This is a genomic window from Candidatus Tisiphia endosymbiont of Sialis lutaria (genome assembly GCF_964026535.1).
Lineage (GTDB): Bacteria > Pseudomonadota > Alphaproteobacteria > Rickettsiales > Rickettsiaceae > Tisiphia.
This window is the reverse complement of record NZ_OZ032153.1, coordinates 1,063,417-1,084,190: the sequence shown is the minus strand read 5'-3', so window position 1 is coordinate 1,084,190 and position 20,774 is coordinate 1,063,417. Positions and strand designations below refer to the sequence as shown.

The 20,774-nt window shown below is 32.3% G+C and carries 25 protein-coding genes and 1 pseudogene; 16 read left to right on the top strand and 10 right to left on the bottom strand.

The features are described 5' to 3' along the window. Nucleotides 1–22 precede the first annotated feature (22 nt). Nucleotides 23–1,252, top strand: a complete 1,230-nt coding sequence (locus AAGD20_RS05290) for an IS256 family transposase (protein WP_341748722.1) — start codon at nucleotides 23–25, stop codon at nucleotides 1,250–1,252. Here the strand turns inward: AAGD20_RS05290 and AAGD20_RS05285 are convergent. The 3 genes from AAGD20_RS05285 to AAGD20_RS05275 form a co-directional block, all read right to left on the bottom strand. Then, entirely contained in the window at nucleotides 1,195–2,466 is a 1,272-nt protein-coding gene (locus tag AAGD20_RS05285) for an IS256 family transposase (protein ID WP_341748721.1), read from the bottom strand. The genes AAGD20_RS05290 and AAGD20_RS05285 overlap by 58 nt on opposite strands. A gap of 38 nt (nucleotides 2,467–2,504) precedes the next feature. Further along, entirely contained in the window at nucleotides 2,505–3,911 is a 1,407-nt protein-coding gene (locus AAGD20_RS05280) for a hypothetical protein (RefSeq protein ID WP_341748720.1), read from the bottom strand. Between the two features lie 1,001 nt (nucleotides 3,912–4,912). After that, entirely contained in the window at nucleotides 4,913–5,245 is a 333-nt protein-coding gene (locus AAGD20_RS05275; RefSeq protein WP_341748719.1) for a palindromic element RPE2 domain-containing protein, read from the bottom strand. Between the two features lie 13 nt (nucleotides 5,246–5,258). On the opposite strand from AAGD20_RS05275, the gene AAGD20_RS05270 reads away from it, so the two are divergent. Then, nucleotides 5,259–6,596 (top strand): MFS transporter, encoded by a 1,338-nt coding sequence (locus AAGD20_RS05270; protein WP_341748718.1) that lies wholly within the window; start codon nucleotides 5,259–5,261, stop codon nucleotides 6,594–6,596. Here the strand turns inward: AAGD20_RS05270 and AAGD20_RS05265 are convergent. The 5 genes from AAGD20_RS05265 to lepB form a co-directional block, all read right to left on the bottom strand. Continuing rightward, entirely contained in the window at nucleotides 6,511–7,254 is a 744-nt protein-coding gene (locus AAGD20_RS05265; RefSeq protein WP_341748717.1) for an HD domain-containing protein, read from the bottom strand. The genes AAGD20_RS05270 and AAGD20_RS05265 overlap by 86 nt on opposite strands. 118 nt (nucleotides 7,255–7,372) lie before the next feature. Next, the gene (gene recO, locus AAGD20_RS05260; protein WP_341748716.1) at nucleotides 7,373–8,101 is read right to left on the bottom strand and encodes a DNA repair protein RecO; all 729 of its coding nucleotides are present in this window, start codon (nucleotides 8,099–8,101) and stop codon (nucleotides 7,373–7,375) included. Nucleotides 8,102–8,103: 2 nt separating this feature from the next. Then, on the bottom strand, nucleotides 8,104–8,997 hold the full coding sequence (gene era, locus AAGD20_RS05255; RefSeq protein WP_094649024.1) for a GTPase Era: 894 nt from the start codon (nucleotides 8,995–8,997) through the stop codon (nucleotides 8,104–8,106). Nucleotides 8,998–9,407: 410 nt separating this feature from the next. Then, a complete protein-coding gene (rnc, locus tag AAGD20_RS05250) occupies nucleotides 9,408–10,115 on the bottom strand; it encodes a ribonuclease III (RefSeq protein ID WP_341748715.1) in 708 nt (235 codons plus the stop codon). Then, on the bottom strand, nucleotides 10,112–10,906 hold the full coding sequence (gene lepB / locus AAGD20_RS05245; RefSeq protein WP_341748714.1) for a signal peptidase I: 795 nt from the start codon (nucleotides 10,904–10,906) through the stop codon (nucleotides 10,112–10,114). Before lepB ends, rnc begins: the two co-directional genes overlap by 4 nt. Nucleotides 10,907–11,196: 290 nt before the next feature. Between lepB and AAGD20_RS05240 the strand changes: the two genes are divergently transcribed. The 7 genes and pseudogenes from AAGD20_RS05240 (at nucleotide 11,197) to AAGD20_RS05215 (ending at nucleotide 15,463) form a co-directional block, all read left to right on the top strand. Continuing rightward, nucleotides 11,197–11,757: an OmpH family outer membrane protein gene (locus AAGD20_RS05240; RefSeq protein WP_094649021.1), complete on the top strand. Its 561-nt coding sequence runs from the start codon at nucleotides 11,197–11,199 to the stop codon at nucleotides 11,755–11,757. 13 nt (nucleotides 11,758–11,770) lie between these two features. Beyond that, nucleotides 11,771–13,225 carry an NADP-dependent isocitrate dehydrogenase gene (locus tag AAGD20_RS05235; protein WP_341748713.1) on the top strand — a complete coding sequence of 485 codons (1,455 nt, stop codon included), beginning with the start codon at nucleotides 11,771–11,773 and terminating at the stop codon, nucleotides 13,223–13,225. A gap of 49 nt (nucleotides 13,226–13,274) precedes the next feature. After that, entirely contained in the window at nucleotides 13,275–13,571 is a 297-nt protein-coding gene (locus AAGD20_RS05230) for a Na+/H+ antiporter subunit G (protein WP_341748712.1), read from the top strand. Next, nucleotides 13,568–13,867 (top strand): annotated as a pseudogene (locus tag AAGD20_RS07120) (hydrogenase subunit MbhD domain-containing protein); the annotation flags it as partial. The gene AAGD20_RS05230 and the pseudogene AAGD20_RS07120, both read left to right, overlap by 4 nt. 93 nt (nucleotides 13,868–13,960) lie before the next feature. Beyond that, entirely contained in the window at nucleotides 13,961–14,299 is a 339-nt protein-coding gene (gene mbhE, locus AAGD20_RS07115; RefSeq protein ID WP_410520916.1) for a hydrogen gas-evolving membrane-bound hydrogenase subunit E, read from the top strand. After that, the gene (locus tag AAGD20_RS05220) at nucleotides 14,292–14,750 is read left to right on the top strand and encodes a Na(+)/H(+) antiporter subunit B (protein WP_341748710.1); all 459 of its coding nucleotides are present in this window, start codon (nucleotides 14,292–14,294) and stop codon (nucleotides 14,748–14,750) included. The genes mbhE and AAGD20_RS05220 overlap by 8 nt, the downstream gene beginning before the upstream one ends. A 77-nt stretch (nucleotides 14,751–14,827) precedes the next feature. Beyond that, complete coding sequence (locus tag AAGD20_RS05215) at nucleotides 14,828–15,463, top strand: type II toxin-antitoxin system RelE/ParE family toxin (RefSeq protein ID WP_341748709.1); 636 nt, start codon at nucleotides 14,828–14,830, stop codon at nucleotides 15,461–15,463. 145 nt (nucleotides 15,464–15,608) lie between these two features. Here the strand turns inward: AAGD20_RS05215 and AAGD20_RS05210 are convergent, their stop codons facing one another. Further along, a complete protein-coding gene (locus AAGD20_RS05210; protein WP_341748708.1) occupies nucleotides 15,609–15,911 on the bottom strand; it encodes a hypothetical protein in 303 nt (100 codons plus the stop codon). Nucleotides 15,912–16,146: 235 nt separating this feature from the next. Between AAGD20_RS05210 and AAGD20_RS05205 the strand changes: the two genes are divergently transcribed. The 5 genes from AAGD20_RS05205 to AAGD20_RS05185 all read left to right on the top strand — a co-directional run bounded on the left by AAGD20_RS05205 (nucleotide 16,147) and on the right by AAGD20_RS05185 (nucleotide 19,189). Beyond that, the gene (locus AAGD20_RS05205; protein ID WP_341748707.1) at nucleotides 16,147–16,794 is read left to right on the top strand and encodes a heme exporter protein CcmB; all 648 of its coding nucleotides are present in this window, start codon (nucleotides 16,147–16,149) and stop codon (nucleotides 16,792–16,794) included. 112 nt (nucleotides 16,795–16,906) lie between these two features. Continuing rightward, entirely contained in the window at nucleotides 16,907–17,350 is a 444-nt protein-coding gene (locus AAGD20_RS05200) for a DUF2670 domain-containing protein (RefSeq protein ID WP_094649011.1), read from the top strand. Between the two features lie 42 nt (nucleotides 17,351–17,392). Beyond that, nucleotides 17,393–18,034, top strand: a complete 642-nt coding sequence (locus AAGD20_RS05195) for a type I restriction enzyme HsdR N-terminal domain-containing protein (protein WP_341748706.1) — start codon at nucleotides 17,393–17,395, stop codon at nucleotides 18,032–18,034. 29 nt (nucleotides 18,035–18,063) lie between these two features. Beyond that, nucleotides 18,064–18,363 carry a transposase gene (locus tag AAGD20_RS05190; RefSeq protein WP_341748685.1) on the top strand — a complete coding sequence of 100 codons (300 nt, stop codon included), beginning with the start codon at nucleotides 18,064–18,066 and terminating at the stop codon, nucleotides 18,361–18,363. A gap of 7 nt (nucleotides 18,364–18,370) precedes the next feature. After that, nucleotides 18,371–19,189, top strand: coding sequence for an IS3 family transposase (locus tag AAGD20_RS05185; RefSeq protein ID WP_341748686.1), 819 nt, complete (start codon nucleotides 18,371–18,373; stop codon nucleotides 19,187–19,189). 26 nt (nucleotides 19,190–19,215) lie between these two features. Here the strand turns inward: AAGD20_RS05185 and AAGD20_RS05180 are convergent, their stop codons facing one another. Continuing rightward, the gene (locus AAGD20_RS05180) at nucleotides 19,216–19,791 is read right to left on the bottom strand and encodes a hypothetical protein (protein ID WP_341748705.1); all 576 of its coding nucleotides are present in this window, start codon (nucleotides 19,789–19,791) and stop codon (nucleotides 19,216–19,218) included. Nucleotides 19,792–19,838: 47 nt separating this feature from the next. On the opposite strand from AAGD20_RS05180, the gene AAGD20_RS05175 reads away from it, so the two are divergent. Further along, the gene (locus tag AAGD20_RS05175; protein WP_341748704.1) at nucleotides 19,839–20,165 is read left to right on the top strand and encodes a transposase; all 327 of its coding nucleotides are present in this window, start codon (nucleotides 19,839–19,841) and stop codon (nucleotides 20,163–20,165) included. A 58-nt stretch (nucleotides 20,166–20,223) separates the two neighbouring features. After that, nucleotides 20,224–20,628, top strand: a complete 405-nt coding sequence (locus AAGD20_RS05170) for an SHOCT domain-containing protein (RefSeq protein ID WP_341748703.1) — start codon at nucleotides 20,224–20,226, stop codon at nucleotides 20,626–20,628. Nucleotides 20,629–20,774 lie beyond the last annotated feature (146 nt).

Sequence of the window (20,774 nt, the reverse complement as noted above, 5' to 3'; positions counted from 1 at the left end):
ACAACTTATAAAAAGGTAAAATATGTCAGAAAAAATAAAAAAGAAGATATTAGAACTAAAAGATAATAATATAAGTAATAATTTAGTAGAAGAATTATTATCAAAAGCCGATCCATCTAAGTTGTTTGGCAAAGAAGGATTATTTCAACAACTAAAAAAGCAAATAGTTGAAAAAATATTAGAAAGTGAACTAGAGCATGAATTAGGTTATTCAAAGCATAGTAAAATGCCGAAAGTAGATAATAATCGTCGTAATGGTAGCTATGAAAAGACAATAATTGATGATGATGGTAGGAAGGTTACTCTGGAAGTACCAAGAGATCGAGAAGGAGAGTTTGTTCCGAAATTAATACCTAAAGGGCTGAGAAGATTCAGTGGATTTGACGATAAAGTTATCTCACTTTATGGTCGAGGAATGACAGTCAGTGAAATTCGAGGTCATTTGGAAGAAATATATCAAACTGAGGTTTCCGGTGATTTAATATCGACAATAACCGATGGAGTAATAGACGAAGTAACTAGGTGGCAAAATCGAGGTTTAGATAAGGTTTATCCAATATTATACTTAGACTGTATTCACGTTAAGTCTAGGGATAACCAGGTAGTGATAAATAAAGCAGTATATTTAGCGATTGCTGTTAATATAGAAGGAAAGAAGGAGTTGCTGGGTATTTGGGTAGGAAAAAATGAAGGTGCTAAATTCTGGATGCAAGTAGTTACTGAGTTAAAAAATCGAGGAGTAGAACAAATTTATGTTGCTTGTGTTGATGGTCTAAAAGGTTTTCCGGAAGCGATAAGTAGCATATTTCCTGCGACTATAGTACAGTTATGTATAGTTCATATGGTTCGCAATTCAGTGAAGTATGTCTCATATAAGGATTTAAAGGAGGTGACCACAGATTTGAAGCAAATTTATACAGCAAATAATGAAGAAATGGCAAGTCTAAAACTTCAACAATTTAGTTCAAAATGGGACAAAAAATATCCAGTAATTTCTGATATTTGGCAACGTAATTGGTGTGGGATAATCCCATTTTTTGCTTTTCCTGAGGAAATAAGAAAGGTAATTTATACAACAAATACCATTGAATCTGTCAACCGTCAAATTAGAAAAATCATCAAAAATAAGGGGGTGTTTCCAGATGATAAATCAATTCAGAAAATAATGAGTCAATCATTTATTTTGTGTAAGTTCTATTTTTTACATTCCAATAAATCATATTTAAAATCACCACAAAGTATTTCAAATTGATTCAAAGCTAATGACCAATCTTTTATGGGCATAGTCCATTTTTTAGATGCATTTTGCAGAGCTAAAAATATTATTTTCTGAATTGATTTATCATCTGGAAACACCCCCTTATTTTTGATGATTTTTCTAATTTGACGGTTGACAGATTCAATGGTATTTGTTGTATAAATTACCTTTCTTATTTCCTCAGGAAAAGCAAAAAATGGGATTATCCCACACCAATTACGTTGCCAAATATCAGAAATTACTGGGTATTTTTTGTCCCATTTTGAACTAAATTGTTGAAGTTTTAGACTTGCCATTTCTTCATTATTTGCTGTATAAATTTGCTTCAAATCTGTGGTCACCTCCTTTAAATCCTTATATGAGACATACTTCACTGAATTGCGAACCATATGAACTATACATAACTGTACTATAGTCGCAGGAAATATGCTACTTATCGCTTCCGGAAAACCTTTTAGACCATCAACACAAGCAACATAAATTTGTTCTACTCCTCGATTTTTTAACTCAGTAACTACTTGCATCCAGAATTTAGCACCTTCATTTTTTCCTACCCAAATACCCAGCAACTCCTTCTTTCCTTCTATATTAACAGCAATCGCTAAATATACTGCTTTATTTATCACTACCTGGTTATCCCTAGACTTAACGTGAATACAGTCTAAGTATAATATTGGATAAACCTTATCTAAACCTCGATTTTGCCACCTAGTTACTTCGTCTATTACTCCATCGGTTATTGTCGATATTAAATCACCGGAAACCTCAGTTTGATATATTTCTTCCAAATGACCTCGAATTTCACTGACTGTCATTCCTCGACCATAAAGTGAGATAACTTTATCGTCAAATCCACTGAATCTTCTCAGCCCTTTAGGTATTAATTTCGGAACAAACTCTCCTTCTCGATCTCTTGGTACTTCCAGAGTAACCTTCCTACCATCATCATCAATTATTGTCTTTTCATAGCTACCATTACGACGATTATTATCTACTTTCGGCATTTTACTATGCTTTGAATAACCTAATTCATGCTCTAGTTCACTTTCTAATATTTTTTCAACTATTTGCTTTTTTAGTTGTTGAAATAATCCTTCTCTACCAAACAATTTAGATGGATCGGCTTTTGATAATAATTCTTCTACTAATTCATTACTTATATGATTAGCGTTTAGTTCTAGAAACTTCTTTTCTATTTTTTCTGACATATCTTTCCTTTTTATAAGTTGTTTTTTTACAGTACCTCTTAATGATTTCTTTTACAACTTACACAAACTATATTATAGACTCTGCTAAATTTTTGTCTAGACAAAGGAGACCACCATACTATGCTTTCTCCATCTGACAGCACTAAGCTTCCTTTATCTGATCTTACGCTCTTTTTGTCTAATTCTAAGCTTCCTTCATCTGACCTTATGCTTTGTTCAATCTTGTCTTGAATAAATGTAGCATCAGGAATTTTATTAGTTGTATAGTCAATTGATGAGAAGTTGGTGGCGTCGTCACTCGTCACTTGCTTATTATATATAGGTGTCGCTCCATCGCTCATGCTACCCAATTCTCCTGAATTGACTATAGGAGTTAATGGTTGTTGAGTAACTGTCTTAGGAGCAATAGGTTGGTACTCAATTGCTCTATTTTGCTCAGCTCGTGCCTGCTGTCTCTTCTCTTTACGCCTTTGCTTTTTATTCAGATGATTGGTGGTATTGGGCATCATTGCTGTTGTTGGCAATGTCAGTTGGGTTGTCCCTGAGCTTGATGCTTCTAAGTCAGGAGAATAAGTAATACTAAGATTTTTGAACTCAGAAACCAATCCTTGTTCTTCATCCTCTTTAGGTTGTATTTTTTGAAGCTGATTATATGTACTCAGTAAGTCTGTATTGCTTAAGTCATTATTATTGAATAATGGGGTTAGTATTATGTTTTTAGTAGGCGATTTAAGGATAGGATCACTACTATCCCTATAATCTCTAAACTTATCTGATTGAGAATTATTAGAAGGTGATAGTACAAGATTTTCTGGAATCTCAGTAGGTGTTGATGTAACGTATTTAGCAAGATTAGTAGTTGGAGAACCACCAAGATTAGTGCCGCTACTTTGATGTGAGGGCAATGGACTAGTTGCATCCCATTGTTTTACTTCTGTACTAGATGTTGCTGTAACAGTACCTAATACATCCTCTTTTGATGATTCACTTACCATTGTGTTAGGATTCTGTACTATTATTTCCATTTGCTTTTTTTCTTCTAATGATTGATTCCCTTTTTGAGATGAAAGTCTTACTCTATACACTTTCCGTCGAGCAATTGTAGGTAACTTTGGCGTTGATTCCTTAGATTCTTGGGTTAATAATGACGGGCTTCTATTCTCATCTGCTCCAAATGCAAAATATCTAGATTGATTTCGATTTGAAATACCGAAACTTGTAAATGGTGGAGTATTCTCTTTGGAGAAGATGTTTTCTAAATCAATTTCTTTATCAGTAAATGATGCATTAGTATTTATAATATTGCTACTAGCAAGAATTTCCGATGATGAGTTAGATTTGTCAAATTTTGCATGTGGTGAAATACCCCCTTCGGCTTTACATGTACTGATTAATACTAGTTGTGTTAACCCAATATTGAATAATATGCTTATTCTTAAACTCATATATAACCCCCATATATTGAATGGCTTTGTTGATAATAGTATAATTTGCCCTAATTTTTACTGAATCACTCCGCTTGTAAATTGAATGTCATTGGATTAATAACACTTTAAATAATTATCCGATTTTGGTTTACTATATATTTTATGCCCACCAATCCAGTTAATTTATATAAAAATCTTCATACTATTATTAATAATTCACATGAATATTTTAATATTATTATTAAGAGTATAATAATAATTTTTAAATGTCTATTACTTATTTTTAATAAAATCAGAATTGCCTGGAAATAATTAACAATTGAATAATCATATTCAAAAAATATGATTTACATTTCCATCTATAGCTAATCCTAGAAGATTTTAACCGGATAATGTTTGTCATTCCCGCGTAGGCGGGAATCTAGATCATAGTACCCTACAATTTTTTATTTATTTCCTTATGATGAGTAAAAAAGCTGACTGCTAAGAGTCATTGCGAGGAGCTACTTTAGTAGCGACGAAGCAATCCATGAGAATTAGTATAGATACATCAAGACTATATGGATTGCTTCGTAGGCTCAAGCCTCCTAGCAATGACGTTTTTATGTTGCTTAATACTTATAGAATAAAAATTGTAGCTATGAATCTAGATACCTGCATACGCAGGTATGACACTAAGTCGAGTAGGGGTACACTAAATCGAACAGGGAGGATAATGGTTGTCATCCCTGCTTCAGTGCGGGATCTAAAAATGCCCTGAGGTATTATAGATTCCGCACCGAAGCAGGAATGACAAATTTTGCGTTTAAAGATAGATGTTGTGACTCGGATATATTCAAATTTCCTTCAAACAACCTACTATTTATAAGCTCTGCAAAAAACTTGATTATTGAGTAAAAGAGATATTGCTAAAATATCACATGAGATTAAGGAATTATTAACCATTAAAATGCTATTCCATGCCAGGGAATTATTAAATATTGTTTTTATTAAGAAAAAATAAAAAATTAATTGACTATTTAGTGTAGGTTATATTTAATTAAAATTGTAACTATTGCTAACGAAATTTTGCTAATAAAGTGTAAACATGGTGAAAACATAATAATATGCCTGATGATTTTGATGGCGATAAATGGAATAAGAAGTATGGTGCGGATTCTGCTCAATTTGACAATCCTATAGTCAATTGATGAGAAGTTGGGGATGTTGTCGCTCGTCGCTCGCCTATTACTTATAAGCGTCGCTCCATCGCTCCTAGCCCCAAATTCTCCTGAATTGACTATATATAGTAGGAAATTATGTTTAACAAAATAATCACTGGAGAAATATGAACTATCAGAAATCAATAACAAAACTGGTTCAACTATGAGTGGGCTTGTTCAAGAAAATACCAGGATTATTCCTGATAGGCAGACTAGCCTTACCAGAGAACAAAAAGAAGCTGTGGGGTTGCTTTCAATAGGAACATTTTTAGAATATTTTGATTTGATGCTTTATGTGCATTTAGCAGTATTATTAAACGAGTTGTTTTTCCCTAAATATGAGTCTTTTGCCGCATCTATGTTAACGGCTTTTGCATTTTGTTCTACTTTTATTTTTCGTCCAATTGGTGCATTAATTTTTGGCTATATTGGGGATAGAGCAGGGCGGAAAGCAACGGTTATTATTACCACCATTATGATGGCAATTTCATGCGTCATAATGGCAAATGTTCCAACTTATGCTCAAATTGGTATTACCGCTTCTATAATAATTACGGTTTGTCGTGTACTACAAGGTATGTCATCAGTAGGAGAATTAGTAGGAGCAGAACTTTATTTAACAGAGACTATAAAACCTCCTATACAATATCCAACAGTAGCTTTTGTTGCCGTTGCTTCTGTTATCGGAACAACAGCTGCACTTGGAGTCGCTTCTCTCGTTACATCATATGGCTTGAATTGGCGTCTTGCTTTTTGGATAGGAGCAATAATTGCTTTAGTTGGTGGGGTTTCCAGAACGACTCTCAGAGAAACACCTGATTTTGTTGATGCAAAACTTAGACTAAAAAAGAAATGTGAGAAAGCTAATATTGATATCAAGGAACTTGCTAATAATCCCATTGTTAATGAAAAAGTTAATAAAAAATCAGTGCTATACTTATTTATAGTAAATTGCGTTTGGCCAGTATGTTTTTATTTCTCTTATGTACATTGTGGCAGTCTCCTAAAAAGTTCTTTTTGCTATAGTGCGGAACAAGTAATACATCAGAATTTTATTCTATCAATGATACAGTTGGCTGGCAAATTATTTGTGAGTTATTTAAGTTATAAGATATATCCAATGAAAATTCTAAAAGTGCAATTAGTGGTATTTTCTATTTTTGTGCTATTTTCCCCTTATATTTTGAATAATATAACTGAGGCTTTTCACTTATTTTTATTTCAAATTTTTCTTGTACTGTTTGCTATTGATATTGGACCAGCTGTTCCAATATTTTTCAAATATTTCCCAGTTTTTAAACGTTATACTTATAATAGTATGATATATGCTGTATCACGGGCTTTGATGTATGTTATTACTTCTTTTGGAATTTTATTTTTAACAAAATATTTTGGTCATTGGGGGTTGTTAATTATTATGATTCCAATAAGTGTAGGATTTGCTTTTGGTTTACGTCATTTTCAAAAATTAGAGAAGGAAGCTGGTATTTATGTTGAATAATTGTTGTAGGTTCTAACGGAGATTCAGTACCTAACAAATGTTTGTAACATAAATTAGTTAATGTATTTTCTAGCTGTTTTGTTCCACAATACATACTAATGCTTATAAAATTTTTAAAAGTCTCTTCTACAATTTTCTTAATCTTCTCAGGCGATTTTACACCAATAGTTTGCATATTATGCAGCCGGTCAAATAGTTTGATCAATAAGACATCATATTTTTTCTGTTGAAATAATATATCCAATGTTTCTGCTGCACTGATTTTTCCATAAGATTTAACCCTGGTTAAACCTTCCACTTGCCTAGCGATTTGCTTGTTAAAGATCATAGTGATCATGTCTTCGGTAAGAGTCGTATCCTCAATAGTATCATGCAGTAAGCTGGTAATGATCATATCAGTCCTGAAGTATTTTGGTACCTTTAATGCTGTATGTTCAGCAACCATATATGCTACCTCTATCGGATGGGAGTAATATGGATCGCCGGATTGTCGCATTTGCGAACCATGATATTTCTTGGCGTAATAGATACCTTTTATAATTTCATTAATATTTACTGGTATAGTTACTTGCTGATTTAGCTCGGATAGTTTATTTAGTAGCCTCTTAGTATATTGGCAATCTGTATATTTTATTTCCCAATTATTAATATCTTCCATTTAAATATCCACTACATTGCTTTAACAATAAAATAAATAATAACTAAAAATAAAAATTTTTGCAATAGTTTATTAGATATTAGTTTTAAACAATGGTAATTTTTATACTTTGTTACATTTAAGTTATGTTCCTATTGTTTGAATTTAGTATACATTGTATAAAATTATCTCGTGCATATAATTGTTGCTGTTTGGTACAGAAATATCGATTAAAAAAATAGCTAGTCAACTCAAAAGCTTGTTTTTTATCATTATTAGTAATTTCACACTTAGTGGAGGTTAAGAATTGTGGTAAGATTAGAAGCCTGTCTTGATATTTCAGCCCTGCTGATAAACAGACAGCTTTTCCAGATTTTGGTGAGACATATTTCAGATTTTCTTGGCTACCTGTTACTGTACATTTATCCAACTCAAGACCATATCCCGATTCTTGGAGTATGGCTAATTCAAACCTAGTATACTCTTCAAAAATAAAATTATTTGCTAGGTTGTTTAAATATTTTGCAAAAATTGGGAAAAAATTATTGTGATTTTCTCTTTCATGAAAGGCTATTTTAATAAGGCTAATAATTGAATTAAAGGCATATAATTTAATTTTATTAGTTATTAAAAGACCAGCGTAAGATTTTATTAACTCGCATTTAGCCATTCCTATATGCTCGTGTAATCTAGCTTGCCAAAAAAAATCAACAATATTACCTTGCTGATTTATAGTGCCAGATTTTCTAGATGTTTCTCGTATTACCCCAGAATATAAGCCATGATTTTTAGTAAAAACTGTAATAATAGCCGAATTTTCTTTTAATGGTTTTTTGCCAATTATTATTCCTATATCTTTAAAATTCATATTCAAGTCTGTTGTAATCGCATATGGCTATATGAGTTTGGGTCATCTTGCCAAAGTTCACGTACTTTTACAAAAAGAAAAAGATGAATTTTACAATCAAAAGATATCTGCATTTCTATTCTTGCCTTAGAACCTATTTCTTTAATTTTACAACCATTTTTTCCTAGAATAATAGTCTTATAAGAATCTCTTGAAACAATTATTACTTGATGAATTTTGATAGATTTATCGTTATTTTCCTGCCACATTTCAGTTTGGACGGTTAAATTGTAAGGTAATTCTTGGTGGAGATTCAAAAATAATTGTTCCCTAGTTATCTCAGCTGCTAAAAATCGCATAGGCAGATTAGTAACATCATCCTCTTCGTATAGCCAAGGCGATTCTTTAGCGTGGCTTTGGATATAATTGAGTAATTTATTGACATTTTTGCCGGACAAAACGGATAGTTTTAATATATAACTATCTACGAACTGAGAATTTAGAGTATTTTCTATTTCTTCTAGATATTCAGAAGGAATATCAATTTTGTTTAATAAGAATATTAAATTTATTTTAAGAGTTTGCAATTTTTTGAGTATTTGCAAAGTAAATTGATCAATAGGTTTCGTACTATCTATGATCAATAATACTAAATCTACACCATGTAAGCTTGACCATGCACACCGTACCATTGCTTTTTCCAGCTGTTTCTTTGGTTCAAATATACCCGGTGTATCTAGTATTATCAGCTGTGTATCTTTTATGGTAACTATTCCGGTTATAATAGAGCGGGTAGTTTGAACTTTAGGAGTAACTATCGATATTTTTTGTCCAATAAGTTTGTTTAATAATGATGATTTACCAGCATTTGGTTTCCCAATGATAGATATGGATATTGTCTTTTGAAATATTTCCACAGATTAAACCTTATAGTGAGCGTTCACGAAAAAAAGTTAAAGTATAATACGTCTATTAGCGAGAAGGCGTAAGACGACGAAGCAATCTAACTTCACAACCGTTATTGTGAAGAGCTACTTTAGTAGCATTGATGCAATCCAAAAATAATGGATTGCCACGACCTACTTGCGTGGTCTTGCAATGACATTTGGCAAGTAGATTGCCGCGTCGCCGCAAAGCGGTTCCTCGCTAATAGACGTTTGGGTTGTATATACGCCGTCATTGCGAGCGAACGTGTGAGCGTGGCAATCCATTTCTAATCACTTTTCTGGATTGCTTCGTCGGCTCATGTCTCCTCGCAATGACATTTGGTGAGCGGATTTTTTACTCATCATAAGAAAATAGTAAAAAAACCGTGAACGCTTACAACTTATAAATTGTTGAGGTAATTCATTAATTTACGAGCAGCGACTTTTTCTGCTTCCTTAACTGAATGACCAGTACCAGTTTGTTGATATTCATCCATCTGCACTAATACAGTGAAGATGGCGGCATGAGGGGATCCTTCTCTTTTAATCACTTGATATACCGGCTTTTCACTTCCCTTTTTTTGGGCTAATTCCTGAAGAGTACTTTTAGGATCATAATCAGCTAAATCAATAATATCTATAAATTCATACCATAAATCATATATTATTTTTTTTACGGTATCAATATTACTATCAAGATAAATGGCAGCAATTAATGCCTCCATAGTATTTTCGATATTATTAGGATTTTGTCTTCCTCCTAATAGCTCTTCGCCGTAAGTCATAATAATATAGTCTGACAAATTGATCTTGGCAGCTACCTTACAAAGTAATTCTTTACAGACTAGATAAGCTCTAATTTTTGCTAATTTGCCCTCATTATAAGTAGAGAAATTTTTAAATAAAATTTCAGTAATAGCGAAATTAATTATTGTGTCACCAAGTAATTCTAAACGTTCGTAATTCTTTTGTATTCCATGCTTTAGGGTATTTTGCTTTAAAGAAGGATGGCTTAACGCTTCCAGTAAAAAATTTTTATCATTAAAGTTATATCCTATATCCTGCTCAAGCTTTTCAGGGGCAGAGAGGGTTAATTCTTTTGTACTCATTCTTGTATTTTATCTGCATAAAGAGAGGTAAATAGTCTGTTAAATCTAATAGATGCCAGCCAAGTACCAACACGGAGTATTTGGTTAATTATCCCAATATCACTGTGCCATAATTGTTCTTTTGTCGAAAAAATAATAAATTGTCCTTTGGCAATAAAGTTTTGAAATGGTACAAATCCTAGATCTATCCTACTATCATTCGATTCATCTCTGTTATCGCCAAGAAAGAAATATTTCCCTTCTGGTACATAAAAGATTTCTGTATTACCATATTGATTTTTTAATAAATGATTATCTTGTTTTAATTTATAAGAAAAATAATTTACGCCGTTAGGTAATATTTCCTTATATTTTATATAATTTCTGCCTTGTTCACTTGTATATGTCTCAACTTCAGTACGATCTATAGCTTTATCATTTATATATACTACATCATTGATTAATTGTATTTTATCTCCAGGTAGCCCAATTAACCTTTTTATATATCGAATATCCATATTATTGGGTGGGCGAAAAACTATTATATCTCCTCTTTGTGGTGGCGATGCCAATATTCTACCATTAAAAATATTAGGATAGAAAGGAAAAGAATAATTGCTATATCCATAAGAATATTTTGTTGCAAAAATATAATCATGCTCCAGCACTGTTGCTTTCATTGAACCTGTTGGCACAAAAAAAAGCTCCATTACAAAAAACCTTATCATCAGTGCCAAAAATATTACAAAGATAAAAGATGAGAATTCTTGTATTGGGGTTTTTTTGTTAGTAGCCTTACATGTTATTTTCATATGTAATAATTATTTATAATGAGTAACCTCGGATAATAATCCATTACCATGTTGAAATCTAGTAATATTTTGGTATAGTCAATTGATGAGAAGTTGACTATACCTCAAACTTTTTTTAGATTCCGCACCGAAGCGGGAATGACATAAGGGCAACTGTCACCCCTGCGTAGGCAGGGGGCTAGATTCCCGCCTATGCGGGAATGACAATGGGAAGCGAGAATGATAAATTGTCATGGCAAGGAACCACTTTTTGGTGGCGAAGCGGTTTATAGAATTAGTAAATTAAAGATATGAAACATTATATTTGGTTAACAATCATAAGTTGTTTAGTAATTAACTACTGCTCAACTATTTATGCGTCTGATACTAACGTTGACAATAGATTTGACGCAAAAATTGCTATTGTAGACGTACAATCAGTTTTAGAACATTCTGCAGCAATCCAGTCTATAAGAAAGACTGTAGAGCAGATAGGTAAACAAATTCGACAAGATTTATCAAAAAAGGATATAGAACTTAAAAAAATAGATAATTTATTAATGGAAAAACGTAATTCTGTAAGTGAGTCAGCTTTTGAGCAAGAAGTTAATGCTTTTAATAAAAAAGTAAATATAGCACAAAAAGAAATACAAGATAGGAAAGCCCGCCTTGAACAGTCTCATGCTGAAGGCATAGGTAAGGTACAAGAAACAATCATAAAAATTATAAATGATTTAGCCGAAAAGCATAATCTTGATTTGGTTATACCTAATACTCAAATTTTATTTGCTAAAAATACCTTAAATATTACCCAAGAAGTAATAGCGGAGCTAAATAATCAATTAAAACATGTTATAATTAAATACGAATAATTTTGAGGTTATAATGAAAGAATTCACGCCTATTACAGTGGCTTATGGTGATGGTATAGGTCCAGAAATCATGCAAGCGGTATTATATATTTTAAAGGAAGCTTCTGCTAGAATACGTATAGAAGTAGTGGAAGTAGGAGAAAAATTATACCAGAAGCATTATACTTCAGGGATAGCACAAGATACTTGGCAATCATTGGCAAGAACTAAGATACTTCTAAAGGCACCTATTACCACCCCTCTAGGTGGTGGGTATAAAAGCTTAAATGTAACTCTTAGAAAAGCCCTATCTCTTTATGCTAATGTTCGCCCTGCTATTTCTTATGCTCCTTTTGTTAAAACACTACATCCACATCTAAACGTAGTGATAGTAAGGGAAAATGTTGAAGATTTATATGCAGGAATTGAATATCGCCAAACTCACAATGTTTATGAGTCTCTTAAGCTAATCAGCCGAGTTGGTAGCGAAAGAATTATTAGATATGCCTTTGAGTATGCAATAAAAAATAATCGTAAAAAGGTTACATGTTTCAGTAAAGATAATATTATGAAAATGTCTGACGGAATTTTTCATAAGGTTTTTGAGGAAATTGCTAATGAATATAAGCAGATTCAAGGTGACTATTATCTTATAGATATCGGCACTGCCAGGCTAGCAGCCCAGCCAGAATTATTTGATGTCATTGTAACTTCAAATCTGTATGGTGATATTATATCTGACGTATCTGCAGAAATTTCTGGTTCAGTAGGACTCGCTGGTTCTGCTAATATAGGGCAGAATTATGCTTTATTTGAAGCTGTACATGGCTCTGCCCCAGATATTGCTGGTCGTAATATAGCTAATCCTTCTGGTTTGCTTAACGCCGCAATTATGATGCTAGTTCACATCGGACAACATGATATTGCTGCATTAGTAGAGAATGCCTGGAAAAAAACTATTGAGGATGGGGTTCATACTGGAGATATCTACAATGACAAAATATCTAGCAAAAAAGTTGGTACTACGGAATTTGCCGATGAAGTAGTGAAAAGACTAGGTACTGAACCTTCTACCCTCAAAGCAGCTGCATATTCCTCAGTAGTTGCTCAACAACAAACTATTGAACATAATTCGATTAATAATAAAGAAGTTAAAGAATTGGTAGGTAGTGATGTATTCATACAGATGGTGGCATTGACTGCCCATGAGGTAGCAGAAAAAATTCAAACTATCAGTTTAGGTGACTTAGAATTAAAAACCGTATCTTCCATGGGACTTAAATTATGGCCCAGAGATGAACGATTTGAATTATTATCTGATCATTGGTGTTGTCGCTTTATGGCAAAGAAGAATGGGGAAAGAATAACCCATTTATCTATAGCCCATTTACTTGAACTACTTAGCCAGGCAGAAATAGATTTTATTAAAATTGAGAATCTTTTTGAATTTGATGGGAAAGCAGGGTATTCACTTGCTCAAGGAGAATAGCTAACCATAGCACCCTGGTTAGTTATAAATTTAATTTTTGAGGATATTTATGATATCTATTATTGGTTATGGATTAACCCTACTTGGAATTATAGCAATATTTTCTGGCATTGTTGGGCTTTTTCGATTTCCTGACTTTTATACAAAAATTCATGCTGCCAGTGTAATTGAATGTTGTGGAGTACCTTTGTCGCTTGTTGGGCTTGCTTTTTTACAACATGATTTTAATAGCTCTTTTAAATTGCTTTTTGCGGCTATATTGATTTTAATATTAAATCCGGTATCTACTCATGCAATTGGTAAGGCTTCCCTATTAAGCCCAAATAACCAAAAAGGATTAAAATGATTGATCGCTTATTTGTTATACCAGACATAATAAATTTCCAACTAGCTAGTTGGTTGCTTGTGGGAATCTTGATATTACTTGTTGTCGTATCAATTAAGCTGATATTTTGTAACTCTTTATTAGAAACAGTGATAATAAACTCTATGTTTAGCTTACTTATTGGTTTATCTTATCTACTGATGGATGCTCCCGACGTGGCAATGACTGAAGTAGCTCTGGGAGCCTGTTTATCTAGCTGTGTATTTTTAGGGTTTCTAAGCAAACTGTCAGCCGTACAGAAAAGTAATAGACCTCCTGCAAAACTCGCTTATGCTGAGGAATTTGAAGGAGACGCGGAACGCAGAACCGCAGCGTACTTAAGTGTATGTGAGGATTCGAGTACCGCATCATTGTCCAAATTACCAGCAGAAGTAGAGTTTTGCAAGAGGTCTAATCTTAAACCAACACGAGTAATAAGTTCAGCAATTATATGCATAATTTTTATAGTAGTATTAACCTTCGCAGGGATTGATTTATTAGAATATGGAGCGATAGATTCTCCATTGCAAAACCATCTAACCAAATATTATATTGAACATACTAAAAGTGACATTGGCATTCCATCTTTTGTTGCAGCCCTATTAGCTAGCTATAGAGGGTATGATACTCTTGGAGAAACTGCCGTCATTTTAATTGCTGGAATATCGGTATTATTACTATTCTCACAAAAAATTACTAAAGATGCTTAAAATAATACTGAGAAATTTTATTATTATAAAACATTCTACTCTTTTTATCTTACCCTATATATTTTTATATGGTCTATATATTCAAATTAATGGTGATGCATCACCAGGGGGCGGATTCCAGGCTGGTACTATATTTGCTTCTACGATAATTGGTTTTGATTTAGTTCATGGTCAATTTAAATTACGGCAATATTTCTCTACTGATTTACTAGTTGGTATGGCTACTATCGGAGTATTGATCTATGCCCTAACCGGTATGGTATCAATATTATTTGACGATAATTATTTAAATTATTATTCTTTGGCAGATGATAAATTGCTAGCTCAACATATTGGTATTTTTACCATTGAGATTGGTGTTGGACTTTGTGTTGCATCGGTTATGTGTTTGATATATTCTATTATTACTGCAAGTAATATTATTAAAAGTGAGCAGATTAAAAATCATTAGACAAGAAGCCTTCTCTGTGCGACAATAAAGTTGTGTATACTAGGAGGTTGCCTACGATAACGGAAGTAATTAATCTAATGCTAAAAATTAAAGACATACATTTTTTTGTAACAAAGAATGGAAAATGCTATATTAAAGAATGGTTACAGAAACTAGATATTCAAATACGAGGACGAATCAATAATAGGCTAGTTAGATTGGAATACGGTGTATATGGAGACTATAAGCATATTAAGGACAATCTATATGAATTAAGGTTCTTCTTCGGAAAAGGATATAGAATATATTTTCTTGAAAAGGATAATAAAATAATTCTTTTATTAAATGCAGGCGATAAAGGCACGCAAAGTAGGGACATCAAAAAAGCACAAGAAATAATAGATATACTTGAATTAGAGAATGATTATATGGAAAAATTTACCAATTACTTAAGAGAACAATTAGAAAATAAGGCAGAAGTTACGGAGTATGTGAATGCTGCTTTAGAACAATATTTTCTAGATCGTAATAAGGAATTATTTTTGTCTACTTTAAAAGAAGCTATTATTGCAAGTGGGGGGATAACGAAAATGTCTAAAGATATTCATATAAATAGACAACATATATATAAGATATTATCTAGTAAAGGAAATCCTAGTTTTGATAATATTGGCTCCTTATTAACTGCTTTAGGACTCCAGTTAAAAGTTGAGAGTCAGCCGCATCATTTATAGTCACTTACAAAAATGTAGCTAACTGGCTCAACATATTGGTATTTTTACCATTGAGATTGGTGTTGGACTTTGTGTTGCATCGATTATGTGTTTGATATATTCTATTATTACTGTTGAAACATAATAAGATAGTGAACAGAATTCTTTATAGTGCATTTTCGGCCATTAATGGAACATCTACATCATTATTTTGATTAGTTGGTACATCACCATTTATTACACCGCCATTTATAGGTTGTAAGGGAACTTCTGCTAACTGATCCAGCCCTGCTTCAGTATTAAAATAACGATTCGGCATCATACATTTTAGCACCTTATGTATGCCTAAACAAACAAGTAATCCAGTTGCTACTACCACGACGCTCCCGAACCCTTTAGTAAAATAGCCCCATTTACTATTCAAGAAACTATTATCCTTTGACAAACCATCACCTGTATTATTGAGCATAGTTATATCTCCATTATTTGTTATAGTCAATTCAGGAGAATTTGAGGCTAGGAGCGACGAGTGACAATGTTCCCAACTTTTCATCAATTGACTATATATTTAAAAATTTTTCCAAAGTCTTAAGTTGCAGTCATTATTATGTTTGTTATAATTAACCAAAGTAATAGCTCCATTAGAAAACATACACAGACAGAGCCAAGACCACTCTTAATTCAATCAATTCTACTATAGTTATATGCATAAACTAATACAGCTGATCAAATGGGAATATTTAATTCAAAATCGTATTAATAATCTTAGTAAATATCTATTTATATTCTTTTTATTTTGTATTTTCAGTACTGCTTTAATTAATGACCAAACAGATATTAAAAAATTTGGAATTATTTTTTCAGTAATTGTTTTACCGATAGCTCTAATTGGCTTTTCTAGTCTAATATTTCAGCAAGATGTTGAGGACGGAAGTTTAGAGTTACTATTATCTAGCTTCAATGAGAGTGAAATTATTGCCGCTAAATTAATTACCATAATTGTTAGTTCCCTCACCAGTGCTTTATTAAATATGCCAATAATTTATATTATCTTCGATCTTGACATGCTAACAGTAAGCTATCTTTTGATCAATCTAATTCTATTATTAATTTTGTCCAGTAGCCTATTAGTTTTAATTGGAGCTGTTCAAAGCTATTTTAGGTCAAATACTAATCTATTAGCAATATTAATCATGCCGCTACTAATACCCAACATCATACTTAGCGGTCTTGTTTTACAAAATTTTGATAATATCAATCTAATTTTTGTTATGATTGGTATCAATATGGTTCTTGTACCAATAATATTTTATCTCTCATCCTATCTAATTAAGAATATTTACAACATTTAATTTTAATTATACACTATACTGACCCTTGCACTAATAAAAAAATTGTTATTTTTTTACAATTCATGTAATTTCTACTCGTAGATTTTTTAACTATTTTTCGGTAATTATATATATGTGGCAAGCTTTAAGAAGACTAATAGCAGCTAACCCTATGGGAATGTTTTTATGGACTATCATAGCCAAATGGTACGTTATGATAGCTGTTGCTTCTCTGGTAATATTATTTTGGGTAGCTAAAGGACTCGAACAAATTGGACTTATCAGCTATATAACAACTGCTACCACTGAAATTCTTGATACGTCAAAATCAATTGCTCAACATTGTACTCCAAAATTAGGTCCCAACTTTGAAAATTTAACCAATTTTTGGAAATGTTTAGGAGATCCACCAAAATATGAGGTTAGAGAAGAAACCGGTGAGAAAGCTTTAGAAGACGGATTAAAGAAGTTATTGCCTAAAGATGGAACTGTACCGGAAATGCTCCCTTATCGCAATCCTTATGACTCTCCTGACAATTCTAACGATAGTGATGGTAAATCAACTGATGGCAAATGAGAATAATATAAGTATAAGTTAGGGTAATCAATAAAAATTAGTATGTTAAAGGATGGATACATTAATGACTTTGCAACAAACAAAGCTGTAGATTTAAAAAAGCCTGAAGAAAAAGTACGACAAGAATATGAAAAGATATTGTATGACGACTATTTTTATGACAAAGAGCAATTAGATATTGAAGTTTCAATACAAATGGGTAGCTCTGTAAAAAAAGCAGATATTGTAATATATAAAAATAAATCAAAAAATAGAAATCAATATAGCGATATACTTGGTATTGTTGAGGTTAAAAAGAAAAGTAGAAAAGACGGTTTAGAACAACTGACGAGTTATATGCAAGCTACTTCTGCTTTGTTCGGAGTTTGGACTAATGGAGAAGAAATTGAATATTTATATAAAAATTCTAAAGGAGAAGTAAAGAAAGATTGTCTATTTAACATACCGAAAAAAGGAGAAACGATAGAAGCAATAGGTAATATAACAAAAGATAAATTAAAACCTGTTAAAAATCTAAAACCTGTTTTTAGGCGTATACTAAATACTTTATATTCTAATACAAATATTAGTAGGAAAGAAAAGCTTGGAAGCGAAATGATTAAACTAATCTTTTGTAAGATTATTGATGAGAAATATTATAATGGTCTCCATATTTTGGACACAAAAATAGAAGAAATGAGATAGAATTCTTTAGCAAAAAAGGAGAGCTAGAGATGAAAAAACAAGTAAGGCAATATAGTGCTGAGGAGAAATCAAAAATTGTCATAGAGACAATCAAGGGCGAGCTAACAATAGCCCAAATAACTAGTAAGTATGGTGTTCATGCAACGCAGATAAGTAATTGGAAAAAACAGGGGCTTGAATTATTAGTACAAGGCTTTAAGAGTAAAACACAGAGTGCTGATCCAAATCAGCAGGAGTTAATCAAGAATCTATATGAACAAATTGGACAGTTAAGTGTAGAGCGTGACTGGCTCAAAAAAAAATCTGCATTGTTTGGACTTAAAGGTTAGGTGTAATATGATAGAGCCTAATCATAATAAATTAACAATTATACAACAGTGTAAGTTGTTGGGTATTAGTAGGTCAACCTACTACTATCAACCTACTGCTATTAGTGAACAAGAACTTAAGATCATGGCAATAATTGATGAGACCTATACTATGCATCCATATTATGGTATGCGACGGATGGCTAAATATTTACAAGCCCAAGGTTTTTCGGTAGGTCGTAAAGCTGTTAGACGTTACTACCAAATAATGGGTCTTGAAGCTGTTTATCCTAAAATGAATTTGAGTAAAAGAAATCAGGCACATAAAATATATCCTTATTTATTAAAAGATTTAGAGGGAACATACTCAAATCAAGTATGGTGTTCAGATATCACTTACATAAGGTTGCAACAAGGATTTGTTTATTTGGTAGCCATTATGGATTGGCACAGTCGTTATATACTTAGCTGGCGGGTATCTATTAGTTTAGAAAGTACTTTTTGTGTAGAGGCTCTTGAGGAAGCTATAGAACAATATGGTATACCAAAGATTTTTAACACAGACCAAGGAGTGCAATTTACGTCTGAGCAATTTATCTGTATTTTAAAAAAATATAATATTCAAATAAGTATGGATGGCAAAGGTAGAGCTTTGGACAACGTGTTTATTGAGCGATTTTGGCGTTCGTTGAAACAGGAAAAAATTTATCGAATAATTTTAACAATTGTAAAGGAGGCAAAAGCAGCTATTAAGGAATATATCGATTTTTATAACCACGAAAGAATGCACCAAGCATTGGGGTATAGGACTCCTAGCTTGATGTACTATAAACAAAAAGTTGCATAATAGTGACAATAATAATTTCATGGGAATTATATCTCTAAATTGCTAAATTTTTGTCTAGACAAAGGAGACCACCATACTATCTCATCATAAGTATTATCGTTAATCTTTACCACTGCATGACTATTTAGCTCTTTTATCTCAGGACTTATCTCTTTTAATACATGTGCTTGACATGCCTTATATAGTTGCTTAGCCAGCATCCCTACCTGTGTTGTATCTTTTATCTTTTCTACTAGCTTGTCATCTGTTTCTATAGTATCTCCTGTATAAATTCCTCCTATCTTAAATCTACTGACATTATTTATATCTCTCGCTAAATTGCTTAGTAGTTCAGGTTGCTCCTTATGCAAGTTAGCTATCGTCAGGAAATAATGGTCTTGCTCCTTTTTGCTATAATACTCTACCACATCTTTATATTGCTTATACATATCAAGACAAAAATCTTTTTCTTTTTTTAATAGCTGTAAAACTTCATTTACTGATTTTGCTTCTTCTCTCTCTTTGTTAATTAAAGCTATTCTGGGTGTTACATAATCTTTGAATGCTTTTAGCCATTCTGCCCCTAATAAGTTAACTACTCCCTTTTCATCTTCTAATTTCATCTTATCTTTTAGTTGTTCTATATTATATTTTGGCTGTAGTTTAACTATTGAATAAGTTCTTAGATGAATTTTCTTTGACTATTGATTCTGGTAGGCATGTTGCATTATTAACAGATAATGCCGGGTGGCATGCAGCGAAAAAATTAATTATTCCAAGTAACATTACCTTGGTACCGCTTCCGCCATACGCACCGGAATTAAATGCGATGGAACAAATTTGGCAGTGGATCAAAAATCACTTCCTATCTAATCAATGTTACGGTGTATACGAAGATATCGTTGCTAATGCTTGCTATGCCTGGAATCAACTTAGTAAAAATGTAACTTTAGTAAAATCAATTATGTATAGAGAGTGGATTAATATACCGCGTTAATTATTTTAATTGGTATAAAAAGAATTATTACCTAAATAAAACAGTATTACACCGTTTAATGCAGCAGCCATTTTATTACGGTGAAATGTTAGTAAAAGGAGAGATGTGGTTGCATAATTATCCACCAATTATTACAAGAGAAACATTTATGGCATGTACAGAAGTACGTTTAGGTTGGAATAAAAAGCCTTTCAAATATGGAGGTAAAGATTTCCTATTTAGAGGGTTAATTACTTGTGCAACAACAGGCAAGATAGTGACATCGGAAATTCATAGTAAAACATATTCCAATGGTAAGGTAGATCAATGGGTTTATTTGGCAGCATGGGATCCAAAAAATCCAAACGAAAAAAGATTGAACTCATTAATAGATTTACGACTTAATGGTGAATTGAGTACAGAAGAATTTCAAGCAAAAAAACAACAATTAAAAGATCGTCAATATGAAATTAATCGATATTGAAAATTTATGATGAAGCAGATGACAAAATTACTGATACCGCCTCAACCTTGATAACTCTAGCTTCTGAAGCCTATGAAACTTTTAAAGGTTCGACAATTGCTGAAAAAAGGGAATTATTAAATTTTATGTTTTCGAACCTAACACTC

What these genes read in the sequence shown, in the direction of transcription:
- AAGD20_RS05290 (WP_341748722.1), top strand. Translation starts at nt 23, where the DNA reads ATGTCAGAAAAAATAAAAAAGAAGATATTAGAACTAAAAGATAATAAT.
- AAGD20_RS05285 (WP_341748721.1), bottom strand. Translation starts at nt 2,466, where the DNA reads ATGTCAGAAAAAATAGAAAAGAAGTTTCTAGAACTAAACGCTAATCAT.
- AAGD20_RS05280 (WP_341748720.1), bottom strand. Translation starts at nt 3,911, where the DNA reads ATGAGTTTAAGAATAAGCATATTATTCAATATTGGGTTAACACAACTA.
- AAGD20_RS05270 (WP_341748718.1), top strand. Translation starts at nt 5,259, where the DNA reads ATGAGTGGGCTTGTTCAAGAAAATACCAGGATTATTCCTGATAGGCAG.
- AAGD20_RS05265 (WP_341748717.1), bottom strand. Translation starts at nt 7,254, where the DNA reads ATGGAAGATATTAATAATTGGGAAATAAAATATACAGATTGCCAATAT.
- recO (WP_341748716.1), bottom strand. Translation starts at nt 8,101, where the DNA reads ATGAATTTTAAAGATATAGGAATAATAATTGGCAAAAAACCATTAAAA.
- rnc (WP_341748715.1), bottom strand. Translation starts at nt 10,115, where the DNA reads ATGAGTACAAAAGAATTAACCCTCTCTGCCCCTGAAAAGCTTGAGCAG.
- lepB (WP_341748714.1), bottom strand. Translation starts at nt 10,906, where the DNA reads ATGAAAATAACATGTAAGGCTACTAACAAAAAAACCCCAATACAAGAA.
- AAGD20_RS05240 (WP_094649021.1), top strand. Translation starts at nt 11,197, where the DNA reads ATGAAACATTATATTTGGTTAACAATCATAAGTTGTTTAGTAATTAAC.
- AAGD20_RS05235 (WP_341748713.1), top strand. Translation starts at nt 11,771, where the DNA reads ATGAAAGAATTCACGCCTATTACAGTGGCTTATGGTGATGGTATAGGT.
- AAGD20_RS05230 (WP_341748712.1), top strand. Translation starts at nt 13,275, where the DNA reads ATGATATCTATTATTGGTTATGGATTAACCCTACTTGGAATTATAGCA.
- AAGD20_RS05220 (WP_341748710.1), top strand. Translation starts at nt 14,292, where the DNA reads ATGCTTAAAATAATACTGAGAAATTTTATTATTATAAAACATTCTACT.
- AAGD20_RS05215 (WP_341748709.1), top strand. Translation starts at nt 14,828, where the DNA reads ATGCTAAAAATTAAAGACATACATTTTTTTGTAACAAAGAATGGAAAA.
- AAGD20_RS05210 (WP_341748708.1), bottom strand. Translation starts at nt 15,911, where the DNA reads ATGCTCAATAATACAGGTGATGGTTTGTCAAAGGATAATAGTTTCTTG.
- AAGD20_RS05205 (WP_341748707.1), top strand. Translation starts at nt 16,147, where the DNA reads ATGCATAAACTAATACAGCTGATCAAATGGGAATATTTAATTCAAAAT.
- AAGD20_RS05200 (WP_094649011.1), top strand. Translation starts at nt 16,907, where the DNA reads ATGTGGCAAGCTTTAAGAAGACTAATAGCAGCTAACCCTATGGGAATG.
- AAGD20_RS05195 (WP_341748706.1), top strand. Translation starts at nt 17,393, where the DNA reads ATGTTAAAGGATGGATACATTAATGACTTTGCAACAAACAAAGCTGTA.
- AAGD20_RS05190 (WP_341748685.1), top strand. Translation starts at nt 18,064, where the DNA reads ATGAAAAAACAAGTAAGGCAATATAGTGCTGAGGAGAAATCAAAAATT.
- AAGD20_RS05185 (WP_341748686.1), top strand. Translation starts at nt 18,371, where the DNA reads ATGATAGAGCCTAATCATAATAAATTAACAATTATACAACAGTGTAAG.
- AAGD20_RS05180 (WP_341748705.1), bottom strand. Translation starts at nt 19,791, where the DNA reads ATGAAATTAGAAGATGAAAAGGGAGTAGTTAACTTATTAGGGGCAGAA.
- AAGD20_RS05170 (WP_341748703.1), top strand. Translation starts at nt 20,224, where the DNA reads ATGCAGCAGCCATTTTATTACGGTGAAATGTTAGTAAAAGGAGAGATG.